A 17,449-nucleotide genomic window follows, 5' to 3' on the forward strand; every position below is an offset into this window, starting at 1 on the left:
CGGCTTTGAAATGGCGTTGATCGTACAGAAATTTGGCGGTACTTCGGTCGGCACAGTCGAGCGAATCGAGCAGGTTGCCGACAAGGTCAAGAAATTCCGCGAGGCGGGCGATGACCTGGTGGTTGTGCTGTCGGCCATGAGCGGGGAAACCAATCGCCTGATCGAGCTGGCCAAGCAGATCAGCGATCAGCCGGTTCCGCGCGAACTGGATGTGATCGTCTCCACCGGCGAGCAGGTGACTATCGCCTTGCTCGCCATGGCATTGATGAAGCGTGGTGTGCCGGCGGTTTCCTACACCGGCAATCAGGTACGGATTCTCACCGACAGTGCGCACAACAAGGCGCGCATCCTGCAGATCGACGACCAGAAGATCCGTGCCGACCTCAAGGCCGGGCGCGTGGTGGTGGTCGCCGGTTTCCAGGGTGTCGACGAGAACGGCAGCATCACGACCCTCGGGCGTGGTGGTTCCGATACCACTGGTGTGGCCCTGGCGGCTGCCCTGAAAGCCGACGAGTGCCAGATCTACACCGACGTCGATGGTGTCTACACCACTGACCCGCGTGTGGTGTCCCAGGCTCAGCGGCTGGACAAGATCACCTTCGAAGAGATGCTGGAAATGGCCAGCCTCGGTTCCAAGGTGTTGCAGATTCGTGCCGTCGAGTTCGCCGGCAAGTACAACGTTCCGCTGCGCGTGCTGCACAGCTTCCAGGAGGGTCCGGGTACCCTCATTACTATTGATGAAGAGGAATCCATGGAACAGCCGATCATTTCCGGCATCGCCTTCAACCGCGATGAAGCCAAGCTGACCATTCGTGGCGTACCGGATACCCCGGGCGTTGCTTTCAAGATCCTCGGCCCGATCAGCGCCGCCAATATCGAAGTCGACATGATCGTGCAGAACGTTTCGCACGATAACACCACTGATTTCACCTTCACCGTGCACCGCAACGATTACGCCAAGGCCCAGCAGGTGCTGGAAAACACCGCCAGCGAAATCGGTGCGCGCGAAGTGATCGGCGACACCAAGATCGCCAAGGTCTCGATCGTCGGCGTTGGCATGCGTTCCCACGCAGGGGTCGCCAGCCGCATGTTCGAAGCCCTGGCTAAAGAGAGCATCAATATCCAGATGATCTCCACCTCCGAAATCAAGGTGTCGGTGGTGATCGAAGAGAAGTACCTGGAGCTGGCAGTGCGCGCCCTGCACACCGCCTTCGAACTCGACGCGCCGTCCCGTCAGGGCGAGTAACGCGTTGCACCTGGGGCGCGGCTTTGCCGCGCCCTTCGTTTTTCTGGCTGGCGTGGGTGATCTGTTCTTTTACGCGCGCTGGTCAATACTTAGGCTTAGGTCGACAACCGTCCTGGTTGTAGGTTGAAGCCCTTTTTTTTGCAGACTGTTGTCCCTGAACTGAAATGCGTGAGGAGAAAGGTATGTTGATTCTGACTCGTCGGTGCGCAGAGAGCCTGATCATAGGCGATGGCGAAATCACCGTGACCGTGCTCGGCGTCAAAGGAAATCAAGTGCGGATCGGCGTAAATGCGCCCAAGGAAGTGGCCGTGCACCGTGAGGAAATCTACCTTCGGATCAAGAAAGAGAAGGACGAAGAACCAAGCCTTTAATTTTTATCGAGTTTTTTTCAAAAAAGAGTTTGCAAACGGGGAAAGCTCTGGTTATTATACGCCCCGTGTTGCGGAGAGGTGGCCGAGTGGCCGAAGGCGCTCCCCTGCTAAGGGAGTATACCTCACAAGGGTATCGGGGGTTCGAATCCCCCCTTCTCCGCCATTATTCAAATAGCACGCTGCAATCTGGCTTCTTCGCTAAGTTATTGAAACTAAACGAAAAAGTGCTTGATATAGAGATTGAGCGGGCTATAATGCGCGGCATCAAATGCACTCGTAGCTCAGCTGGATAGAGTACTCGGCTACGAACCGAGCGGTCACAGGTTCGAATCCTGTCGAGTGCACCATATAAGAAGTTGTTTTCAGTCACTGAAATTAACTTCTGTTTCAACCAGAGGTGATCTGGTCTAACAAGCGCCAACCCTGCACTCGTAGCTCAGCTGGATAGAGTACTCGGCTACGAACCGAGCGGTCACAGGTTCGAATCCTGTCGAGTGCACCATATACGAGGTTGTTTTCAGTTTCTGGAATTAACCTCTGCTTCAACCAGAGGTGAGCTGGTCTATCAAGCGCCAACCCTGCACTCGTAGCTCAGCTGGATAGAGTACTCGGCTACGAACCGAGCGGTCACAGGTTCGAATCCTGTCGAGTGCACCATACAACGAAAAGCCCGCCCTCCAAGGCGGGCTTTTTGCTGTCTGCGATTTCATTTTTCGGTAAAGCGCGATGAATAAACTGTCATCGCTGCGATGCTGCCTGCGTGCTAATTTTTATCGGTGAATGTGTTTTTTTTCTCGGGTTCGCCGTCGCACTGATGGACCTGAACGTTGTCCTAGCGTTGTCTCGCAAACGATTGTTCTCGCCAAGATTTCAGCCCCCTGACAGCTCAGGCGGTGTATGATTGCGCCCGTCAGCCCCGCCGGGGCTTGTGGAATACCACCATGGACTTACCCAGTAGTTACTTAAACGCTCGATATACCAATCAAGATTTGCCTGATTGAATCTCCCGGCGTGCTCCGCTGCTGGGAGTGGAGTTCGCCTATGACTGAAGTAGAAGTAAAAAAGACGCAGGAAAGCTTGCAGGATCGCCTGGCCCAGGTGGTCGAACTGCTGCAGCGTCAGCGCGTGGTCGAAGACCTGACTCACCGTCAGGAGGGCCACCACCACGACCTGGTCGAGAACCTGGTCCACCGGCAGAATCTGGTCGAGCTGCAACGCAAGCTCGATGACCTGCACTCCGCCGACGTCGCCTACATCCTTGAGGCCCTGCCACTCGATGATCGTCTAACGGTCTGGCAGTTGGTCAAGGCTGAGCGCGACGGCGATATCCTCTTGGAAGTCTCCGACTCGGTGCGGGAAACCCTGATCGCCGACATGGACGATCATGAGTTGCTCGCGGCTGCCAAGGAGATGGATGCCGACGAACTCGCCGACCTCGCCCCTGAACTGCCGCGCGACGTTGTTCACGAGCTGATGGAAACCCTCGATGCTCAGCAGCGCGAGCGTGTTCGCTCGGCGCTGAGCTATGACGAGGAGCAGGTCGGTGCACTGATGGACTTCGAGATGGTGACCATCCGCGAAGACGTCAGCCTGGAAGTGGTGCTGCGTTACCTGCGCCGGCTCAAAGAGCTGCCGGGACACACCGACAAACTGTTTGTGGTCGATTACGACGGCATTCTCAAGGGCGTACTGCCAATCAAGCGTCTACTGGTCAACGACCCGGAGAAGCGCGTTGCCGATGTGATGGCCGATGATCCGGTGGTATTCCACCCGGAAGAGGACGCCTACGATGCGGCTCAGGCCTTCGAACGGTATGACCTGGTATCGGCGCCGGTGGTAGACAAGAACGGTCGGCTGATCGGCCGTCTGACCATCGACGAGATGGTCGACCTGATTCGTGAAGAGAGCGAAACCGAAGTCCTGAACATGGCCGGTCTGCGCGAAGAGGAAGACATCTTCGCGTCGGTCTGGCGTTCGCTGCGTAACCGTTGGGCCTGGCTGGCAATCAACCTGATCACGGCGTTTGTCGCCTCGCGGGTGATTGGTCTGTTCGAAGGTTCGATCGAGAAACTGGTGGCCCTGGCCGCACTGATGCCGATCGTCGCGGGTATTGGCGGCAACTCGGGTAACCAGACCATTACCATGATCGTTCGTGCCATGGCGCTGGACCAGGTGAGTCCAGGCAACACCTCGCGGCTGATGCGCAAGGAATTGGCCGTGGCCCTGATCAATGGCTTGGTGTGGGGAGGGGTGATCGGTGTGGTTGCCTACCTGTTGTATGGCAGTTGGTCGCTCGGGGTGGTGATGACGGCGGCGATGACGCTTAACCTGTTGCTGGCGGCGCTGATGGGGGTGTTGATCCCGATGACGCTGGCGCGCCTTGGGCGTGACCCGGCGATGGGGGCCAGTGTAATGATCACGGCGATGACCGACAGCGGCGGTTTCTTCATCTTCCTTGGCCTTGCGACTATCTTCCTGCTCTGAAGTCGCGACAGCGGACACAAAAAAAGCCAGCATCAGCTGGCTTTTTTATGAGCGGTGGCGGGATCAGGAAGCGTCCGCGGCCATCTCTACGTCGTGGGCGATCAAGGCGACCAGGGCGTTTTGCTGGCGATGGGACAACTGGCGGAAGCGCTGTAGCAGTTCGCGTTCATGCAGGGACAATTCCGGGCTGTCCAGGCGCATGCTCAGCTCATCACCCAGGGCTCCTTCCTGGATTAGGCTCTGCTCTAGGCGTGCGATGATTTCCGAGTTCATGCTGCGGTGATGGTTACGCGCAACCTCGGCAATGCGCTCACGCATTCCGTCGGGCAGGCGGACGACGAATTTGTCAGCGGTGCGGCTTGAGTAAATAGCCTGTTTCATTGGGCGCATATAATTGACCGGATTAGTTCAGGGGGAAGCGGTTCTCGAAATCGGCCGCACGATGATTGTTACGACCATCGCTGCGACAAAATGTTCAACCTGAATTGTGAATGAGGTCATCATGATGCCTCATTGTCGCCGGTTCCTTGGCGTCAATTCTGTGACAAATATTGAACCGGATGGCGGCTTATTGCCAGTACCAATTATCAGAAATGAGCACTGGTTTGAAAAGTTTTCATTTCTTCAGCTGACCCGATTCAGCTCGCCGTGAGCGCCTACTGACTAGAACAGGCGGAAAAGGCTTTGGAAAACGCCTAGAATGCGCGGGCTTTCCTACCTATGAGCATAGTGGCTATGCAGTATGACGCAAGCGACAGCGGCCCGGCAGCCAGGCCTGGCAGGTTGATCTATTTGATGGGGCCATCGGGGTCGGGAAAGGACAGCCTCATTGTTGCCGCCCGGGCTGCGCTAGAGGCGCGTGGTATAGAGATTACGCGCCGCGTGATCACCCGCTCCGCCGAGGCGGTGGGTGAGGACGCGCATGGCGTTTCGACGCAGCAATTCGATGCTCTGCAGGCGCAGGGAGCGTTCGCCCTGCATTGGCGGGCCAATGGCCTGGCTTACGGAATACCGGTGCAGATTGATCAGTGGTTGGCGCATGGGCGTTGCGTGCTGGTCAATGGCTCGCGGGCTTACCTTGAGCAAGCGCAGACGCGCTACCCGGGCCTTGTGCCGATCCTGCTGACAGTTGACTTGCCGGTCTTGCGCGAACGCTTGCTGGCGCGTGGACGGGAATGTGGCGAGGAAATCGAGCAACGCCTGGCGCGTAACCAGCGCGTCGCGCAGGTGAGCGGTGCCGACATTCACCTGCTGGACAACTCCACGACGCTTGAAGACGCCGTGCAGCGCTTGCTCGCCTTGTTGGAACAGGTCGGGGTGGTGGAGGGCTAGAACACTAACCGCTCGCGATGCTCTATCTGCGCAGCGTCTCCACTCATCAGTTGCAGGCTGGCGCCGGTGACCTGGTTGAACACGGCTGGACGGGCCTGCATCGACGTTGCGGCGTGGGCCGCCGTATTCAGGCGCGATCCGCTGTCCGGCAGCATGTTCAGGCCGACAACGGCAGCGAGGGCAATAGCGTTCAGGGCGAGGAGGGCGCGGTTCATGGTCTGTGAGCTCCGGCAGCGGTATGCTTTCTTTTTAAAAAGCAGTCCTCATGCCAGGTTTCTTTTTTTATAAATTGCTTTAAAAACAATGGTTTATGATGTTTTTTGAGGGTGCTGTCCATGCATTCTGCAATGATGTCATTAAGCCGTGTTGCAGAATGCACGATTCGTCTGCACTGTCGGCAGATGTCGGCAGGCAAAAAGCCCGATGGACGACATGACAAATACCGGTGTGCTCGGTAACATGCACGCCTCCCTTGCCGCGCGGCGCCTGTCGCGGGCCTTGTGTCTCAGTAGCTCAATTGGATAGAGCATCCCCCTCCTAAGGGGAAGGTTGGCAGTTCGAACCTGCCCTGGGACACCAATATTATCAATGGGTCAGCGATTTTTTCGCCTGATTCCTTGCTGCTTCTGTTTGGTCACCACCTCTCCAGCCCAAAGTGGGTATTGCCAGGCGCCTAAGCGCCGATGAATCAGGCTGTGCGAAACTCGACCGTCAGATGGCCGATTTCGTGCACAGGTTTGAGGCGCTCACGAATGCTGTCGGCGTTTACAGTTGCCTGACCAAGCACACTGACGATGGCCGCGTGGTCTTCCGGTCCAACCCGCCAAACGTGCAGGTCCGTGATGGTGGCATCTCCCGGGGTCTCGACCCGTTCGCGGATTTCCTCGGCAACGTGTGCGTCGGTCTGATCCAACAGTACAGCTGCGCTGGCGCCCATCAAGGTCCATGCCCAGCGTGCAATGACAATGGCGCCGACGATGCCCATTGCCGGGTCCAGCCATACCCAGCCGAGATACCGGCCGCAGAGCAGCGCAACAATTGCCAGGACTGAAGTCAGCGCGTCTGCGATGACGTGGACATAGGCCGATTTCAGGTTGTTGTCGTGGCCGTGCCTGTGATCGGCATGGCCATGTTCATGGCTGTGTCCGTGGCCCAGCAGTAGGGCACTGACAATGTTGACGATCAAACCGGCGATGGCAATGAGCGTGGCGGTGCCGAAGTCGACTGTCGTTGGCTGCAAGAGGCGCAGGACAGACTCGATGCCGATGCCCAGGGAGACCATGCCGAGAATCAGCGCCGAGGCGAACCCGCCCAGGTCGCCAACCTTTCCGGTTCCGAAACTGTAGCGAGGGTTGCAAGCGTGCCGTCTTGCGTAGCCGTAGGCGGCCGCGGCGATGCCCAATGCACCTGCATGCGTCGCCATGTGAAAGCCATCGGCCAGTAGCGCCATCGAGCCGGTGATATAGCCGGCGGTGATCTCGCCAACCATCATCACCACGGTCAGTGCTACCACCCAAAGCGTACGGTTGGCATTTTGGTCGTGCGCTGAGCCAAGGAACAGGTGGCTATGTGTGTGATTGCTGTGGGGGCTGCTCATGGGGGTATTCCTGGATGCTGTCATTTGGAATAGCGACGGATGGCTTCGAGAAGCTCTTCGACACCCTTGTTGCGCTCCTCTTCGCTGAGCGCAGGGTTCGCGACATGCGCGCGCGCGTGGTCCTCGATGATTTCTTCCATCAAGCCGTTAATGGCGCCGCGAGTAGCCGCAACGAGGTGCAGGGTATTGGCGCAATCGAGATCCGATTCCAGTGCCCGCTCAATGGCCTGGATTTGTCCGGCAATACGTTTGACTCGCTTGAGAAGAGCGTCTTTGTTGGCTGCTATATGGCCCAAAATATACCCCCACTACCTATGTTTTGGTCATGATAGGCATACCCCCTATGCCTATACAAGGGGCGAACGAAGAGGTTGCTGTTGCCAAGGGCTGGCAAGAAGGCGAGGCGGATGGCGTGCGTTGATTGCACCGTGCCTGGGCGGCAGCCGATCCGGCGACCTTGATCGTCGCTTGAGCGCTGAATGAGCAAGGCCCGGGCATTGCTGCCCGGGCCTTGTCGTGTCAGCTTGCGGCCTGTTCGATGTCGTGCGGGTCTTTCCACTGCGGCGCCTGGCGGCTGACGCTGCCGGCCTGCTCGCTAGTCATTGCGGCCAGTATCTTCTGCGAGGCCATCATCGCCTCCAGCTGTGGCTGAAGGTTGGCCAGGGATTCCTGCTCGGTTTCCTCTTTCATGCGCTGGGTGATCTTCTGCTCGACCTTGTACTGCTCTTCCGGCGGCAGCGCCTTGAACGCCTCCTCGGTCAGGCCGAGCTCATTGAGCATTTTCTGGCGGATTTTTTCCTCTGGCGACAGCGCCATGTACTCGCGGAATTCCTGCGCAGCGGTCTTTGGCGTGTCTGCCGATTCCGACTCCTGCAGTTTGCCCGGGTTCTGCAGGGCTACCTTGAGCTTGGCGAAGGCTTCGTCTTCGGCATCCTGGTAGGACTGCTGCGAAGTGCTGTTGCCAGCCTGGGTGTTCGACGCCGAAGCGACCGCCGAGGCGTGTTGTGGCACGTAAGTGGCAGCGGGCTCGGCCGGCGCAAGCGCGCTGACCTGGCGGGGTTGGGTCACCAGTGCTGGCGGCCAGCCATTGGCATTGACGATACTCACCTGATCGTTCTCCTTGATGGGATGCAGGGTAATTGCCAGGGGAGGGCAGCAACTCCTGTGCCAGCTGTCGAAAAAGCCGCCGCGTGCCGTCGGGCCGGGCATACGCGCCGTGGGCGAGCGGGCATACTGCTGCTGCCGATTGCCTCGCGGGGGCATTTGCTTGCCGCCAGCGGCAACCGGGTGGGCCCTGGCCGGACGATCGGTACACCGGCACCTAAAGTTTCCCGCGCCCAGGCCGATCAATCTGTCACTCGATTCAGGCTTGTTCAGCGAATCGCAAAAAATTTGAAGTCACTGTCTGCGTGACAGGACCGCGTCGCCTTGCGTCCACTTAATTGCGCGTATCGTCAGCCGAAGACGCCGGCTGTGGCGAGGACCGCTCTCCATGGATACATGAAGGGGCAAACATGAATTTTTACGTCAATCAGGTGCAACATAAGCCGGCGTTCCGGGAAGCGGTCTACAAGGGCGATATCTTCCTCGAAACCAGCCAGCGCACCGCACATGAACTCTGCGCCCTGGCACGTCACAGCATCACCGCCGCCTTCGACGGCGAAACCGACCACCAGTCGCTGCACAAGATGATGCCGGTGGAAACCTTCGTCGAGCGCGTTACCGCGCTCAAGCGTCAGTTCACCAATGGCCCGCAAGCCAAGGCGTTGATCCGCGATTTCATCCGTGAAATCGGTGCCGATCCGCAGGACTACATCTTCGACGTGCCACGGGTGCGCGTGGTGCCCAACTACGATTACCTGCACGCCGGCGTCAGCTATGCCTACAAGGCGCACCGCGACACCTGGTACGGCAGCCCGGACTGCCAGTTGAACACCTGGATGCCGGTGTACACCATCGAGCCCGAGCAGACCATGATGATCAATCCGGGCTACTTCGAGCGCCCGGTGCACAACAGTTCGTCGAGCTGGAGCCTGAACGACTGGATCAACGTGCAGCGGCACAAGGCCAAGGACAACATTACCCAGGAAGCCCGCGTGCACCCGGTGCCCCTGGAAGAGATCGACAACCAGTCGGAAATCCGCGTTGCCGCCAATAGTGGCGAAATGCTGATCTTCTCTGGCTCGCACCTGCACGGTACAGTCGCCAACTTCACCGACAAGGTGCGTTTCAGCGTGGACTTCCGCCTGATGCACCTGCAGGACCTGATGAGCAAGCGCGGTGCGCCGAACGTCGACAACGGTTGCGTCGACGGCCACGCCGGCTTCAAAGACTTTTTCCACGCCAGCGACTTTTCGCAATTCCAGGGAGTTAACCCATGACCAAGCGTCGTTTGACCGCTGCCGAGGTCGAGTACAACGAAAAGCGCGCCAGTGTGCTGAGCCGCGTCGACGCCCAATACGTCGCCGATGCGCCTTTCGTGTTCGCCAACCGGATCGCGGTCACCGCTGCGCTGTCGCGCATCGAGCTGTTCAAGATGGTCCAGGACATTCCAGGCGCCATCGTTGAATGCGGTGTCTACAAAGGCAACTCGCTGATGCTCTACATGCAGCTGTCGATGATCCTCGAACCGTATGCGATCAACCGTTCGATCATCGGTTTCGACACCTTCCAGGGCTTTGCCAGCATCGACGCCAAGGAAGACCCGAGCGACATCAACGAAAGCATGTTCTCCGACACCGACGAGTCGCTGATCCAGGACATGATCGATGCCAACGACCTGATTCGTCCGGTCAACCGCATCCCGCGTTGCGAGATCGTCAAGGGCGACATCCTGGAAACCGTGCCGGCCTTCGTCAAGACCCGTCCGGACCTGGTCGTGGCCATGCTGATCCTCGACACCGACCTGTACTCGTCGACCAAGGTGGCGCTGGAAACCTTCCTGCCGTACATGCCGAAGGGCGCCATCGTGGTACTCGACGAAGTGGCCTATCGCAACTTCCCGGGCGAAACAGCTGCCCTGCGCGATGTGCTCGACCTGAACAAGATCGAGCTCAAGCGTTTGCCGTTCGACTCCTCCGTGGGCTACTTCCGCGTCTGAGCCTGTAACGCAATGCAAAACGGCCGCCCAATGGGCGGCCGTTTTGCATTTCAGCGTTTCAAGCGCTACAGGTGCAGGGCGTGGCCAAGGGCACGTAGTGCCGCTTCCTGCACCGCTTCGCCGAGGGTCGGGTGGGCATGGATAGTGCCCGCCACGTCTTCCAGGCGTGCGCCCATTTCCAGCGACTGGGCGAACGCCGTGGACAGCTCCGATACACCCACACCGACCGCCTGCCAGCCCAGAATCAGGTGATTGTCGCGGCGTGCAACCACGCGCACGAAACCGCTTTTCGATTCCAGGGTCATGGCCCGGCCGTTAGCGGCAAACGGGAACTGCGCAACGATGCAGTCCAGCCCTTGCTGCTGCGCGGTTTCCGGGGTCAGGCCGGCCACCACCAGCTCCGGGTCGGTAAAGCACACGGCCGCGATGGCTGTCGGATTGAAGGCGCGTTGCTTGCCCGCGATCAGTTCGGCAACCATTTCGCCCTGAGCCATGGCCCGGTGCGCAAGCATCGGTTCACCACTCAGGTCGCCGATCGCCCAGACGTTACGCATGCTGGTCTGGCAGCGCTCGTCGATGGCAATTGCCGAACCGTTCATCTTCAGCGCCAGGCCTTCCAGGTTGAAGCCCAGGGTGCGCGGCCGGCGGCCAACCGCAACCAGTACCTGGTCGGTCGCCAGGGCCAGCGTCTCGCCGCTCGGGGCGCGGACCTGCAAGGTGTTGCTGGCGGCATCGAAGCCTTCGACGCTGTGCTGGAGGTACAGCTGGATACCGAGTTTTTTCAACGACTCGGCCACCGGCTGGGTCAGCTCGCTGTCGTAGGTCGGCAGGATCCGCTCACGCGCTTCGACCACGCTGACCTCGACGCCGAGTTTGCGGTAGGCAATACCCAGTTCCAGGCCGATGTAGCCGGCGCCGACCACGACCAGTCGCTTGGGCAGGCTGCGCGGCGCCAGGGCCTCGGTGGAAGAAATCACCGCACCACCGAACGGCAGCATGGGCAGCTCGACGCTGCTGGAGCCGCTGGCCAGCAGCAGGTGCTCGCACTCGATGCGGATGTCCTGGCCGTCGATTTCGACATGCTTGCCGTCGACGATCTTCGCCCAGCCATGAATCACCTGCACGCCATGCTTTTTCAGCAGGGCGGCGACGCCGCTGGTCAGACGGTCGACGATGCCATCCTTCCAGGCCACGCTCTGGGTGATGTCCAGGCTCGGTGCCGAGACCTTGATGCCGAGGTTCGAGTGCTGGCTGTGCTGCTGCGTCTGGTGGAACTGCTCGGCCACATGGATCAGCGCTTTCGAGGGAATGCAGCCGATGTTCAGGCAGGTGCCGCCCAGCGCCTGGCCTTCGACCAGCACGGTCGGAATGCCCAGCTGGCCCGCGCGAATCGCGGCCACGTAGCCGCCAGGGCCGCCACCGATGATCAACAGGGTGGTAGTCAGGTTCTGCATGGTCACTCCACAAACAGGCTGGCAGGTTGTTCGAGCAGGCCGCGAATGGCCTGGATGAAGAGCGCGGCGTCCATTCCGTCGACCACCCGGTGATCGAACGAACTGGACAGGTTCATCATCTTGCGGACGACGATCTGGCCGTTGACCACCATCGGCCGTTCAACGATGCGGTTGACGCCGACAATCGCCACTTCCGGGGTGTTCACCACCGGCGTGCTGGCGATCCCGCCGAGGGCACCGAGGCTGGTCAGGGTGATGGTCGAGCCGGACAGCTCCTCACGGCTGGCCTTGTTGTTGCGCGCCGCGTTGGCCAGGCGCGAGATCTCGCTGGCGTTGCTCCACAGGCTACCCGCTTCGGCATGGCGCAGTACCGGAACCATCAGGCCATTGTCGCCCTGGGTGGCGATGCCGACGTGCACTGCGCCGTGGCGGGTGATCAGTTGAGCTTCATCGTCGTAGGTGGCGTTGATCTGCGGGAATTCGCGTGCAGCGATCACCATGGCCCGCACCAAGAACGGCAGCAGGGTCAGTTTGCCGCGGCTGTCGCCGTGTTTCTTGTTCAGGTGTACGCGCAGTTCTTCGAGGGCTGTCACGTCGATTTCCTCGACGTAGCTGAAGTGCGCCACGCGCCGTTTGGCATCCTGCATGCGCTGGGCGATCTTGCGCCGCAGGCCGATTACCGGGATCTGCTCGGCATCGTTGCGCTTGGCGTAGCCGCCGGGTGCCGCCTGGCTCTGGGTGGTCGGCTGGGCCAGGAAGGCGTCGAGGTCTTCATGCAGGATGCGCCCGGCCGGACCGCTGCCGTGGACGAAACGCAGCTCGATGCCGGCATCCCAGGCGCGCTTGCGCACCGCCGGCGAGGCCAGCGGGCGTTCGTTGGCTTCGCGTGGCACGATCGGCGCGACGCGGTGTTCGCTGACGGGTGCGGCAGCCGCGGCCGGTTTGGCGGCCACAGCCGGCTGCGCCGGTTGTATCTGCGGCTGGCTGGCGACCGGCGCTGCTGCCGGAGCAGCGGCGGGCTTGCTGGTGCCCTCCTGGAGGTTGCCGGCACCTTCGACTTCAATGCGGATCAGCTCGCTGCCAACCGCCATGACTTCGCCAGGCTGGCCGCCCAGGGCCAGCACCTTGCCGCTGACCGGCGAGGGGATTTCCACGGTGGCCTTGTCGGTCATGACGTCGGCGACTACCTGATCTTCAGTAACGGTGTCGCCGACTTTGACGAACCATTCCACCAGTTCAACCTGTGCGATGCCTTCGCCAATGTCCGGCATCTTGATGACGTGCGTGCCCATTCAGACCTCCATGACCCGTTTCAATGCCGCACCCACTCGCGAGGGGCCGGGGAAATACGCCCATTCCTGCGCGTGCGGGTAGGGAGTGTCCCAGCCGGTGACGCGTTCGATCGGGGCTTCGAGGTAATGGAAACAATGCTCCTGGACCAGCGCCACCAGCTCGGCACCGAAACCGCAGGTGCGCGTGGCTTCATGCACGATCACACAGCGGCCGGTCTTCTTCACCGACTCGACGATGGTTTCCAGGTCCAGTGGCCAGAGGCTGCGCAGGTCGATGACTTCGGCATCGACGCCGGTTTCCTCGGCAGCCACTTGCGACACGTACACGGTGGTGCCATAGGTCAGCACGGTCACCGCCTTGCCCGGGCGGGTGATCGCCGCCTTGTCCAGCGGTACGGTGTAGTAGCCCTCGGGTACGGCGGCGGCCGGGTGTTTCGACCACGGGGTTACCGGGCGGTCGTGGTGGCCGTCGAACGGGCCGTTGTACAGGCGTTTTGGCTCAAGGAAGATGACCGGGTCGTCGTTCTCGATCGAGGCGATCAACAGGCCTTTGGCGTCATACGGGTTGGACGGCATCACCGTGCGTAGGCCGCAGACCTGGGTGAACATCGCTTCGGGGCTCTGGCTGTGTGTCTGCCCGCCATAAATGCCCCCGCCGCACGGCATGCGCAGGGTCAGCGGTGACACGAACTCGCCGGCCGAGCGGTAGCGCAGGCGGGCCATTTCCGACACGATCTGGTCGGAGGCCGGGTAGAAGTAGTCGGCGAACTGGATCTCCACCACCGGGCGCAGGCCGTAGGCGCCCATGCCGACGGCGGTGCCGACGATGCCGCTTTCCGAGATCGGGGCATCGAACACCCGCGATTTGCCGTACTTGGCCTGCAGGCCTTCGGTGCAACGGAACACGCCGCCGAAGTAGCCGACGTCCTGGCCGTAGACCACGACGTTGTTGTCGCGCTCAAGCATGATGTCCATGGCCGAGCGCAGGGCCTGGATCATGGTCATGGTGGTAGTCGCCATGGCGGTTTCCAACTGGATTTGGTTGTTGTGATCGTTCATCTCAGATCCCCAGTTCCTGGCGCTGCCGGCGCAGGTGCTCCGGCATTTCCTTGTAAACGTCCTCGAACATCGAGGCGGGGCTTGGCATCTGGCCGCCAGCCAGGGTGCCGTATTTCTCGGCCTCCTTCTGTGCGGCGATGATCTCGGCTTCCAGTTCGGCGCTGACCGCCTGGTGCTCTTCCTCCGACCAGTGGCCGATGGCGATCAGGTGCTGTTTGAGACGGGCGATCGGGTCGCCCAACGGGAAGTGGCTCCAGTCGTCGGCTGGGCGGTACTTGGACGGGTCGTCCGAGGTCGAGTGTGGGCCGGCGCGGTAGGTGACCCATTCGATCAGGCTTGGGCCGAGGCCACGGCGGGCACGTTCGGCGGCCCAGCGCGAGGCGGCGTAGACGGCGATGAAGTCGTTGCCGTCGACCCGCAGCGAGGCGATCCCGCAACCCACGCCACGTCCGGCGAAGGTGGTCGATTCACCCCCGGCGATGGCCTGGAAGGTGGAGATTGCCCACTGGTTGTTGACCACGTTGAGGATCACCGGTGCGCGGTAGACGTGGGCGAAGGTGAGGGCCGTGTGGAAGTCCGACTCGGCGGTGGCACCGTCGCCGATCCAGGCCGAGGCGATCTTGGTATCGCCCTTGATCGCCGAGGCCATGGCCCAGCCGACGGCCTGGACGAACTGGGTCGCCAGGTTGCCGCTGATGGTGAAGAAGCCGGCTTCGCGTACCGAATACATGATCGGCAGCTGGCGGCCCTTGAGCGGGTCGCGCTCGTTGGACAGCAGTTGGCAGATCATATCGACCAGCGACACATTGCGGGCCATCAGGATGCTCTGCTGGCGGTAGGTCGGGAAGCACATGTCGCTGCGGTTCAGGGCCATCGCCTGACCGCTGCCAATAGCTTCTTCGCCAAGGCTTTGCATGTAGAAGGACATTTTCTTCTGGCGCTGGGCCACCACCATGCGGCTGTCGAACAGCCGGGTCTTGAGCATGGTGCGCATGCCTTCGCGAAGGATGTCCGGGCCGATGTCCTCGGCCCAGGGGCCGACGGCATTGCCTTTATCGTCCAGTACGCGGACCAGGCTGGAAGAGAGGTCGGCCGTATCGGCCGCTTCGACATCGATAGGGGGTTTGCGAACCTGGCCGGCATCGGTCAGCCGCAGGTAGGAGAAATCAGTCTGGCAGCCTGGCCGGCCTGTAGGCTCGGGCACATGCAAACGCAGGGGGGCGTACTCGTTCATGCTGTTTTACGCTCGCTCTGTCTTGTGTTTTTGTTGAGCTTTGAAGCGGTCGCTACTGAGACCCGGCTTGTGACCAGAGAGTCAGTCTTGTCCTACATGATATTCGCGACGCCGAAGAATATTTTTCTCAAGTTCGTTGCCTTTGTCGGGCCTTGCGGATAAATATTCTGCAAAAGAACAAGAAGCAGGTGATTTTGTCTCATGCGTAAACTTGATCGCACCGATATCGGCATTCTCAACAGCCTCCAGGAAAACGCCCGGATCACCAACGCCGAGCTGGCCCGCTCGGTGAACCTGTCGCCGACGCCGTGTTTCAACCGGGTCAAGGCGCTGGAAGAATCCGGGGTGATTCGCCAGCAGGTAACCTTGCTGGCGCCGGATGTACTCGGCCTGGACGTCAATGTGTTTATCCATGTGAGCCTGGAGAAGCAGGTGGAGCAGTCGCTGCATCGCTTCGAGGAGGAGATTGCCGAGCGCCCCGAGGTCATGGAGTGCTACTTGATGACCGGCGACCCGGATTACCTGCTGCGCGTGCTGCTGCCGAGCATCCAGGCGCTGGAGCGATTTCTCGACTACCTGACGCGCTTGCCTGGGGTGGCCAACATCCGTTCCAGCTTTGCCCTCAAGCAGGTGCGCTACAAGACCGCGCTGCCGTTGCCGGCCAATGGGCTGACGCTGCGCGAATAGCTGTGCATTAAAAGTTACGAGCGCTTCGCGCTCAATCGCGGGACGAACCCGCTCCCACAAGGTTTTTCGCCGCTTTTGTGGGGGCGGACTCGCCCTGCGATGAGGCCTCGAAATCGTGCGTAAATGCTTGAAATAATGAACACCTCCAGCCTATGTTGTGAAGGTCGCCGTCCCCGGCATGCGCACAATAAAAAGGATAGAGTCATGACGACCAATGGCCAATGTTCACTCGCCGAGCGATTGACGGGCATTGATGAGATCGAATGCATCACGCCAGACCTCAACGGCGTGCCCCGTGGCAAGGTAATGACTGCCGAAGGCTTCCTCGACGGCCGGCGCCTGCAGATGGCCCGTGGCGTGCTGCTGCAGTGCATCATGGGCGGCTATCCGCCCGCGCGGTTCTACGGCAGCGACGACAGCGACCTGGCCCTGGTGGCCGACCCGCAGCAGATCCACCGTCTGCCCTGGAGCAACGAGCCGCGCGCGCTGGCCATCTGCGATGCGGTCGAATTCAATGGTGAAAGTTCCGGGCTGTCTTCGCGCGGCCTGCTCAAGAAGGTGATCGCTCGCTATGCCGCCCTGGGCCTGGCCCCGGTAGTGGCGACCGAGCTGGAGTTCTTCATCTTTGCCGCCAACCCGGACCCGCGCCAGCCGTTCCTGCCGCCGCTGGGCCTGGACGGTCGCCGCGAAGACGGCGGCTCGGCCTTCAGCGTCAGTTCCAACAACGGCCTGCGACCGTTCTTCAATGAGGTCTACCGGTGCATGGCGGCGCTCGGTCTGCCGCGCGACACCTTCATGCACGAAATGGGCGTGAGCCAGTTCGAGATCAACCTGCTGCACGGTGATCCGTTGCTGCTGGCCGACCAGACCCTGCTGTTCAAGCACCTGCTCAAGGAAGTCGCGCTCAAGCATGGCGTGACCGTGGTGTGCATGGCCAAACCGCTGGCGAAAACCCCGGGCAGCTCGATGCACATTCACCAGAGTGTGGTCGACAGCGGTACCGGGCAGAACGTCTTCAGCGACGCCCAAGGCCAGCCGACACCGGCGTTCTATCACTTCATTGGCGGCCAGCAGGCGTGCATGGCCGAGTTCACCGCGCTGTTCGCGCCGAACGTCAACTCCTACCAGCGGCTGTGCCATCCCTATGCCTCGCCGAACAATGCCTGCTGGTCGGAGGATAACCGCGCCGCCGGCCTGCGGATTCCGGCGAGCTCGCCGGTCGCGCGTCGGGTCGAGAACCGCCTGCCGGGCGCCGACGCCAACCCGTACCTGGCCATCGCCGCGAGCCTGGCTGCCGGCCTCTATGGCATCGAACAGCAATTGCAGCCGGCGCCGGCTATTCAGGGCGAGTTCGAGGTGCCAGAGAATCTTTCCCTGCCATGTACCCTCCATGCTGCCCTGGAGCGTCTGAAACGCAGCCAGCTGGCGCGGGAACTGTTCGGCAGCGAGTTCGTCGAAGGCTACATTGCCTCGAAGACCCTGGAACTGACGAGTTTCTTCGACGAGATCACCCCCTGGGAGCGCCGCGTGCTGGCTGCGCCGGTTTAAAGTCCGGCGCCGGCAGATTTATCACTTATGCTTTCAAGCAGTTTT

General features: G+C 60.8%; 17 protein-coding genes and 5 tRNA genes. 13 read left to right on the top strand and 9 right to left on the bottom strand.

Going from position 1 to position 17,449, the window contains the following annotated elements; all coding sequences use genetic code 11:
• Positions 1 to 10: 10 nt before the first annotated feature.
• From DCO48_RS09430 to mgtE, 7 genes are all read left to right on the top strand, one after another.
• Positions 11 to 1,246, top strand: a complete 1,236-nt coding sequence (locus DCO48_RS09430) for an aspartate kinase (protein ID WP_116550339.1) — start codon at positions 11 to 13, stop codon at positions 1,244 to 1,246.
• A gap of 182 nt (positions 1,247 to 1,428) precedes the next feature.
• A complete protein-coding gene (csrA, locus tag DCO48_RS09435) occupies positions 1,429 to 1,617 on the top strand; it encodes a carbon storage regulator CsrA (protein WP_003175645.1) in 189 nt (62 codons plus the stop codon).
• 72 nt (positions 1,618 to 1,689) lie between these two features.
• Positions 1,690 to 1,780 (top strand) — tRNA-Ser (locus DCO48_RS09440).
• 107 nt (positions 1,781 to 1,887) lie between these two features.
• Positions 1,888 to 1,964: transfer RNA gene (locus tag DCO48_RS09445), tRNA-Arg, on the top strand.
• 78 nt (positions 1,965 to 2,042) lie between these two features.
• Positions 2,043 to 2,119 (top strand) — tRNA-Arg (locus DCO48_RS09450).
• A gap of 78 nt (positions 2,120 to 2,197) precedes the next feature.
• Positions 2,198 to 2,274, top strand: a tRNA-Arg gene (locus DCO48_RS09455).
• 384 nt (positions 2,275 to 2,658) lie between these two features.
• On the top strand, positions 2,659 to 4,101 hold the full coding sequence (gene mgtE / locus DCO48_RS09460; protein ID WP_116550340.1) for a magnesium transporter: 1,443 nt from the start codon (positions 2,659 to 2,661) through the stop codon (positions 4,099 to 4,101).
• Positions 4,102 to 4,164: 63 nt separating this feature from the next.
• Here the strand turns inward: mgtE and DCO48_RS09465 are convergent, their stop codons facing one another.
• Complete coding sequence (locus DCO48_RS09465; protein WP_003254499.1) at positions 4,165 to 4,491, bottom strand: Arc family DNA-binding protein; 327 nt, start codon at positions 4,489 to 4,491, stop codon at positions 4,165 to 4,167.
• A gap of 345 nt (positions 4,492 to 4,836) precedes the next feature.
• Here DCO48_RS09465 and phnN point away from each other — a divergent pair, with 345 nt between their 5' ends.
• Positions 4,837 to 5,433 carry a phosphonate metabolism protein/1,5-bisphosphokinase (PRPP-forming) PhnN gene (gene phnN, locus DCO48_RS09470; protein WP_116550420.1) on the top strand — a complete coding sequence of 199 codons (597 nt, stop codon included), beginning with the start codon at positions 4,837 to 4,839 and terminating at the stop codon, positions 5,431 to 5,433.
• Here phnN and DCO48_RS09475 read toward each other — a convergent pair.
• On the bottom strand, positions 5,430 to 5,648 hold the full coding sequence (locus DCO48_RS09475) for a hypothetical protein (protein WP_116550341.1): 219 nt from the start codon (positions 5,646 to 5,648) through the stop codon (positions 5,430 to 5,432). The genes phnN and DCO48_RS09475 overlap by 4 nt on opposite strands.
• Before the next feature lie 287 nt (positions 5,649 to 5,935).
• Between DCO48_RS09475 and DCO48_RS09480 the strand changes: the two genes are divergently transcribed.
• Positions 5,936 to 6,012 (top strand) — tRNA-Arg (locus DCO48_RS09480).
• Between the two features lie 109 nt (positions 6,013 to 6,121).
• On the opposite strand, the gene dmeF is transcribed toward DCO48_RS09480, so the two are convergent.
• The 3 genes from dmeF to DCO48_RS09495 all read right to left on the bottom strand — a co-directional run bounded on the left by dmeF (position 6,122) and on the right by DCO48_RS09495 (position 8,137).
• Positions 6,122 to 7,030, bottom strand: coding sequence for a CDF family Co(II)/Ni(II) efflux transporter DmeF (gene dmeF, locus DCO48_RS09485; RefSeq protein WP_116550342.1), 909 nt, complete (start codon positions 7,028 to 7,030; stop codon positions 6,122 to 6,124).
• A gap of 20 nt (positions 7,031 to 7,050) precedes the next feature.
• Positions 7,051 to 7,326, bottom strand: a complete 276-nt coding sequence (locus DCO48_RS09490) for a metal/formaldehyde-sensitive transcriptional repressor (protein WP_116550343.1) — start codon at positions 7,324 to 7,326, stop codon at positions 7,051 to 7,053.
• A gap of 223 nt (positions 7,327 to 7,549) precedes the next feature.
• Entirely contained in the window at positions 7,550 to 8,137 is a 588-nt protein-coding gene (locus tag DCO48_RS09495; protein ID WP_116550344.1) for a hypothetical protein, read from the bottom strand.
• Between the two features lie 407 nt (positions 8,138 to 8,544).
• On the opposite strand from DCO48_RS09495, the gene DCO48_RS09500 reads away from it, so the two are divergent.
• A complete protein-coding gene (locus DCO48_RS09500) occupies positions 8,545 to 9,411 on the top strand; it encodes a hypothetical protein (protein WP_116550345.1) in 867 nt (288 codons plus the stop codon).
• Positions 9,408 to 10,130 (top strand): TylF/MycF/NovP-related O-methyltransferase, encoded by a 723-nt coding sequence (locus tag DCO48_RS09505; protein ID WP_116550346.1) that lies wholly within the window; start codon positions 9,408 to 9,410, stop codon positions 10,128 to 10,130. Before DCO48_RS09500 ends, DCO48_RS09505 begins: the two co-directional genes overlap by 4 nt.
• Positions 10,131 to 10,195: 65 nt before the next feature.
• On the opposite strand, the gene lpdA is transcribed toward DCO48_RS09505, so the two are convergent.
• From lpdA to DCO48_RS09525, 4 genes are read right to left on the bottom strand one after another with little or no spacing between them, the layout of a single operon-like run.
• Positions 10,196 to 11,584 (bottom strand): dihydrolipoyl dehydrogenase, encoded by a 1,389-nt coding sequence (lpdA, locus tag DCO48_RS09510; protein WP_116550347.1) that lies wholly within the window; start codon positions 11,582 to 11,584, stop codon positions 10,196 to 10,198.
• Between the two features lie 2 nt (positions 11,585 to 11,586).
• Positions 11,587 to 12,876 (bottom strand): dihydrolipoamide acetyltransferase family protein, encoded by a 1,290-nt coding sequence (locus DCO48_RS09515; protein ID WP_116550348.1) that lies wholly within the window; start codon positions 12,874 to 12,876, stop codon positions 11,587 to 11,589.
• Positions 12,877 to 13,935, bottom strand: coding sequence for an alpha-ketoacid dehydrogenase subunit beta (locus DCO48_RS09520; protein WP_116550349.1), 1,059 nt, complete (start codon positions 13,933 to 13,935; stop codon positions 12,877 to 12,879). It lies immediately after the preceding gene.
• A gap of 1 nt (position 13,936) precedes the next feature.
• Positions 13,937 to 15,169: a 3-methyl-2-oxobutanoate dehydrogenase (2-methylpropanoyl-transferring) subunit alpha gene (locus DCO48_RS09525; protein ID WP_116550350.1), complete on the bottom strand. Its 1,233-nt coding sequence runs from the start codon at positions 15,167 to 15,169 to the stop codon at positions 13,937 to 13,939.
• Positions 15,170 to 15,370: 201 nt separating this feature from the next.
• On the opposite strand from DCO48_RS09525, the gene bkdR reads away from it, so the two are divergent.
• Entirely contained in the window at positions 15,371 to 15,856 is a 486-nt protein-coding gene (bkdR, locus tag DCO48_RS09530) for a Bkd operon transcriptional regulator BkdR (RefSeq protein WP_116550351.1), read from the top strand.
• Between the two features lie 306 nt (positions 15,857 to 16,162).
• Positions 16,163 to 17,404: a glutamine synthetase family protein gene (locus tag DCO48_RS09535; RefSeq protein ID WP_177410600.1), complete on the top strand. Its 1,242-nt coding sequence runs from the start codon at positions 16,163 to 16,165 to the stop codon at positions 17,402 to 17,404.
• Positions 17,405 to 17,449: the final 45 nt, after the last annotated feature.

The sequence above is a fragment of the Pseudomonas sp. SDI genome, assembly GCF_003105155.1.
GTDB lineage: Bacteria > Pseudomonadota > Gammaproteobacteria > Pseudomonadales > Pseudomonadaceae > Aquipseudomonas.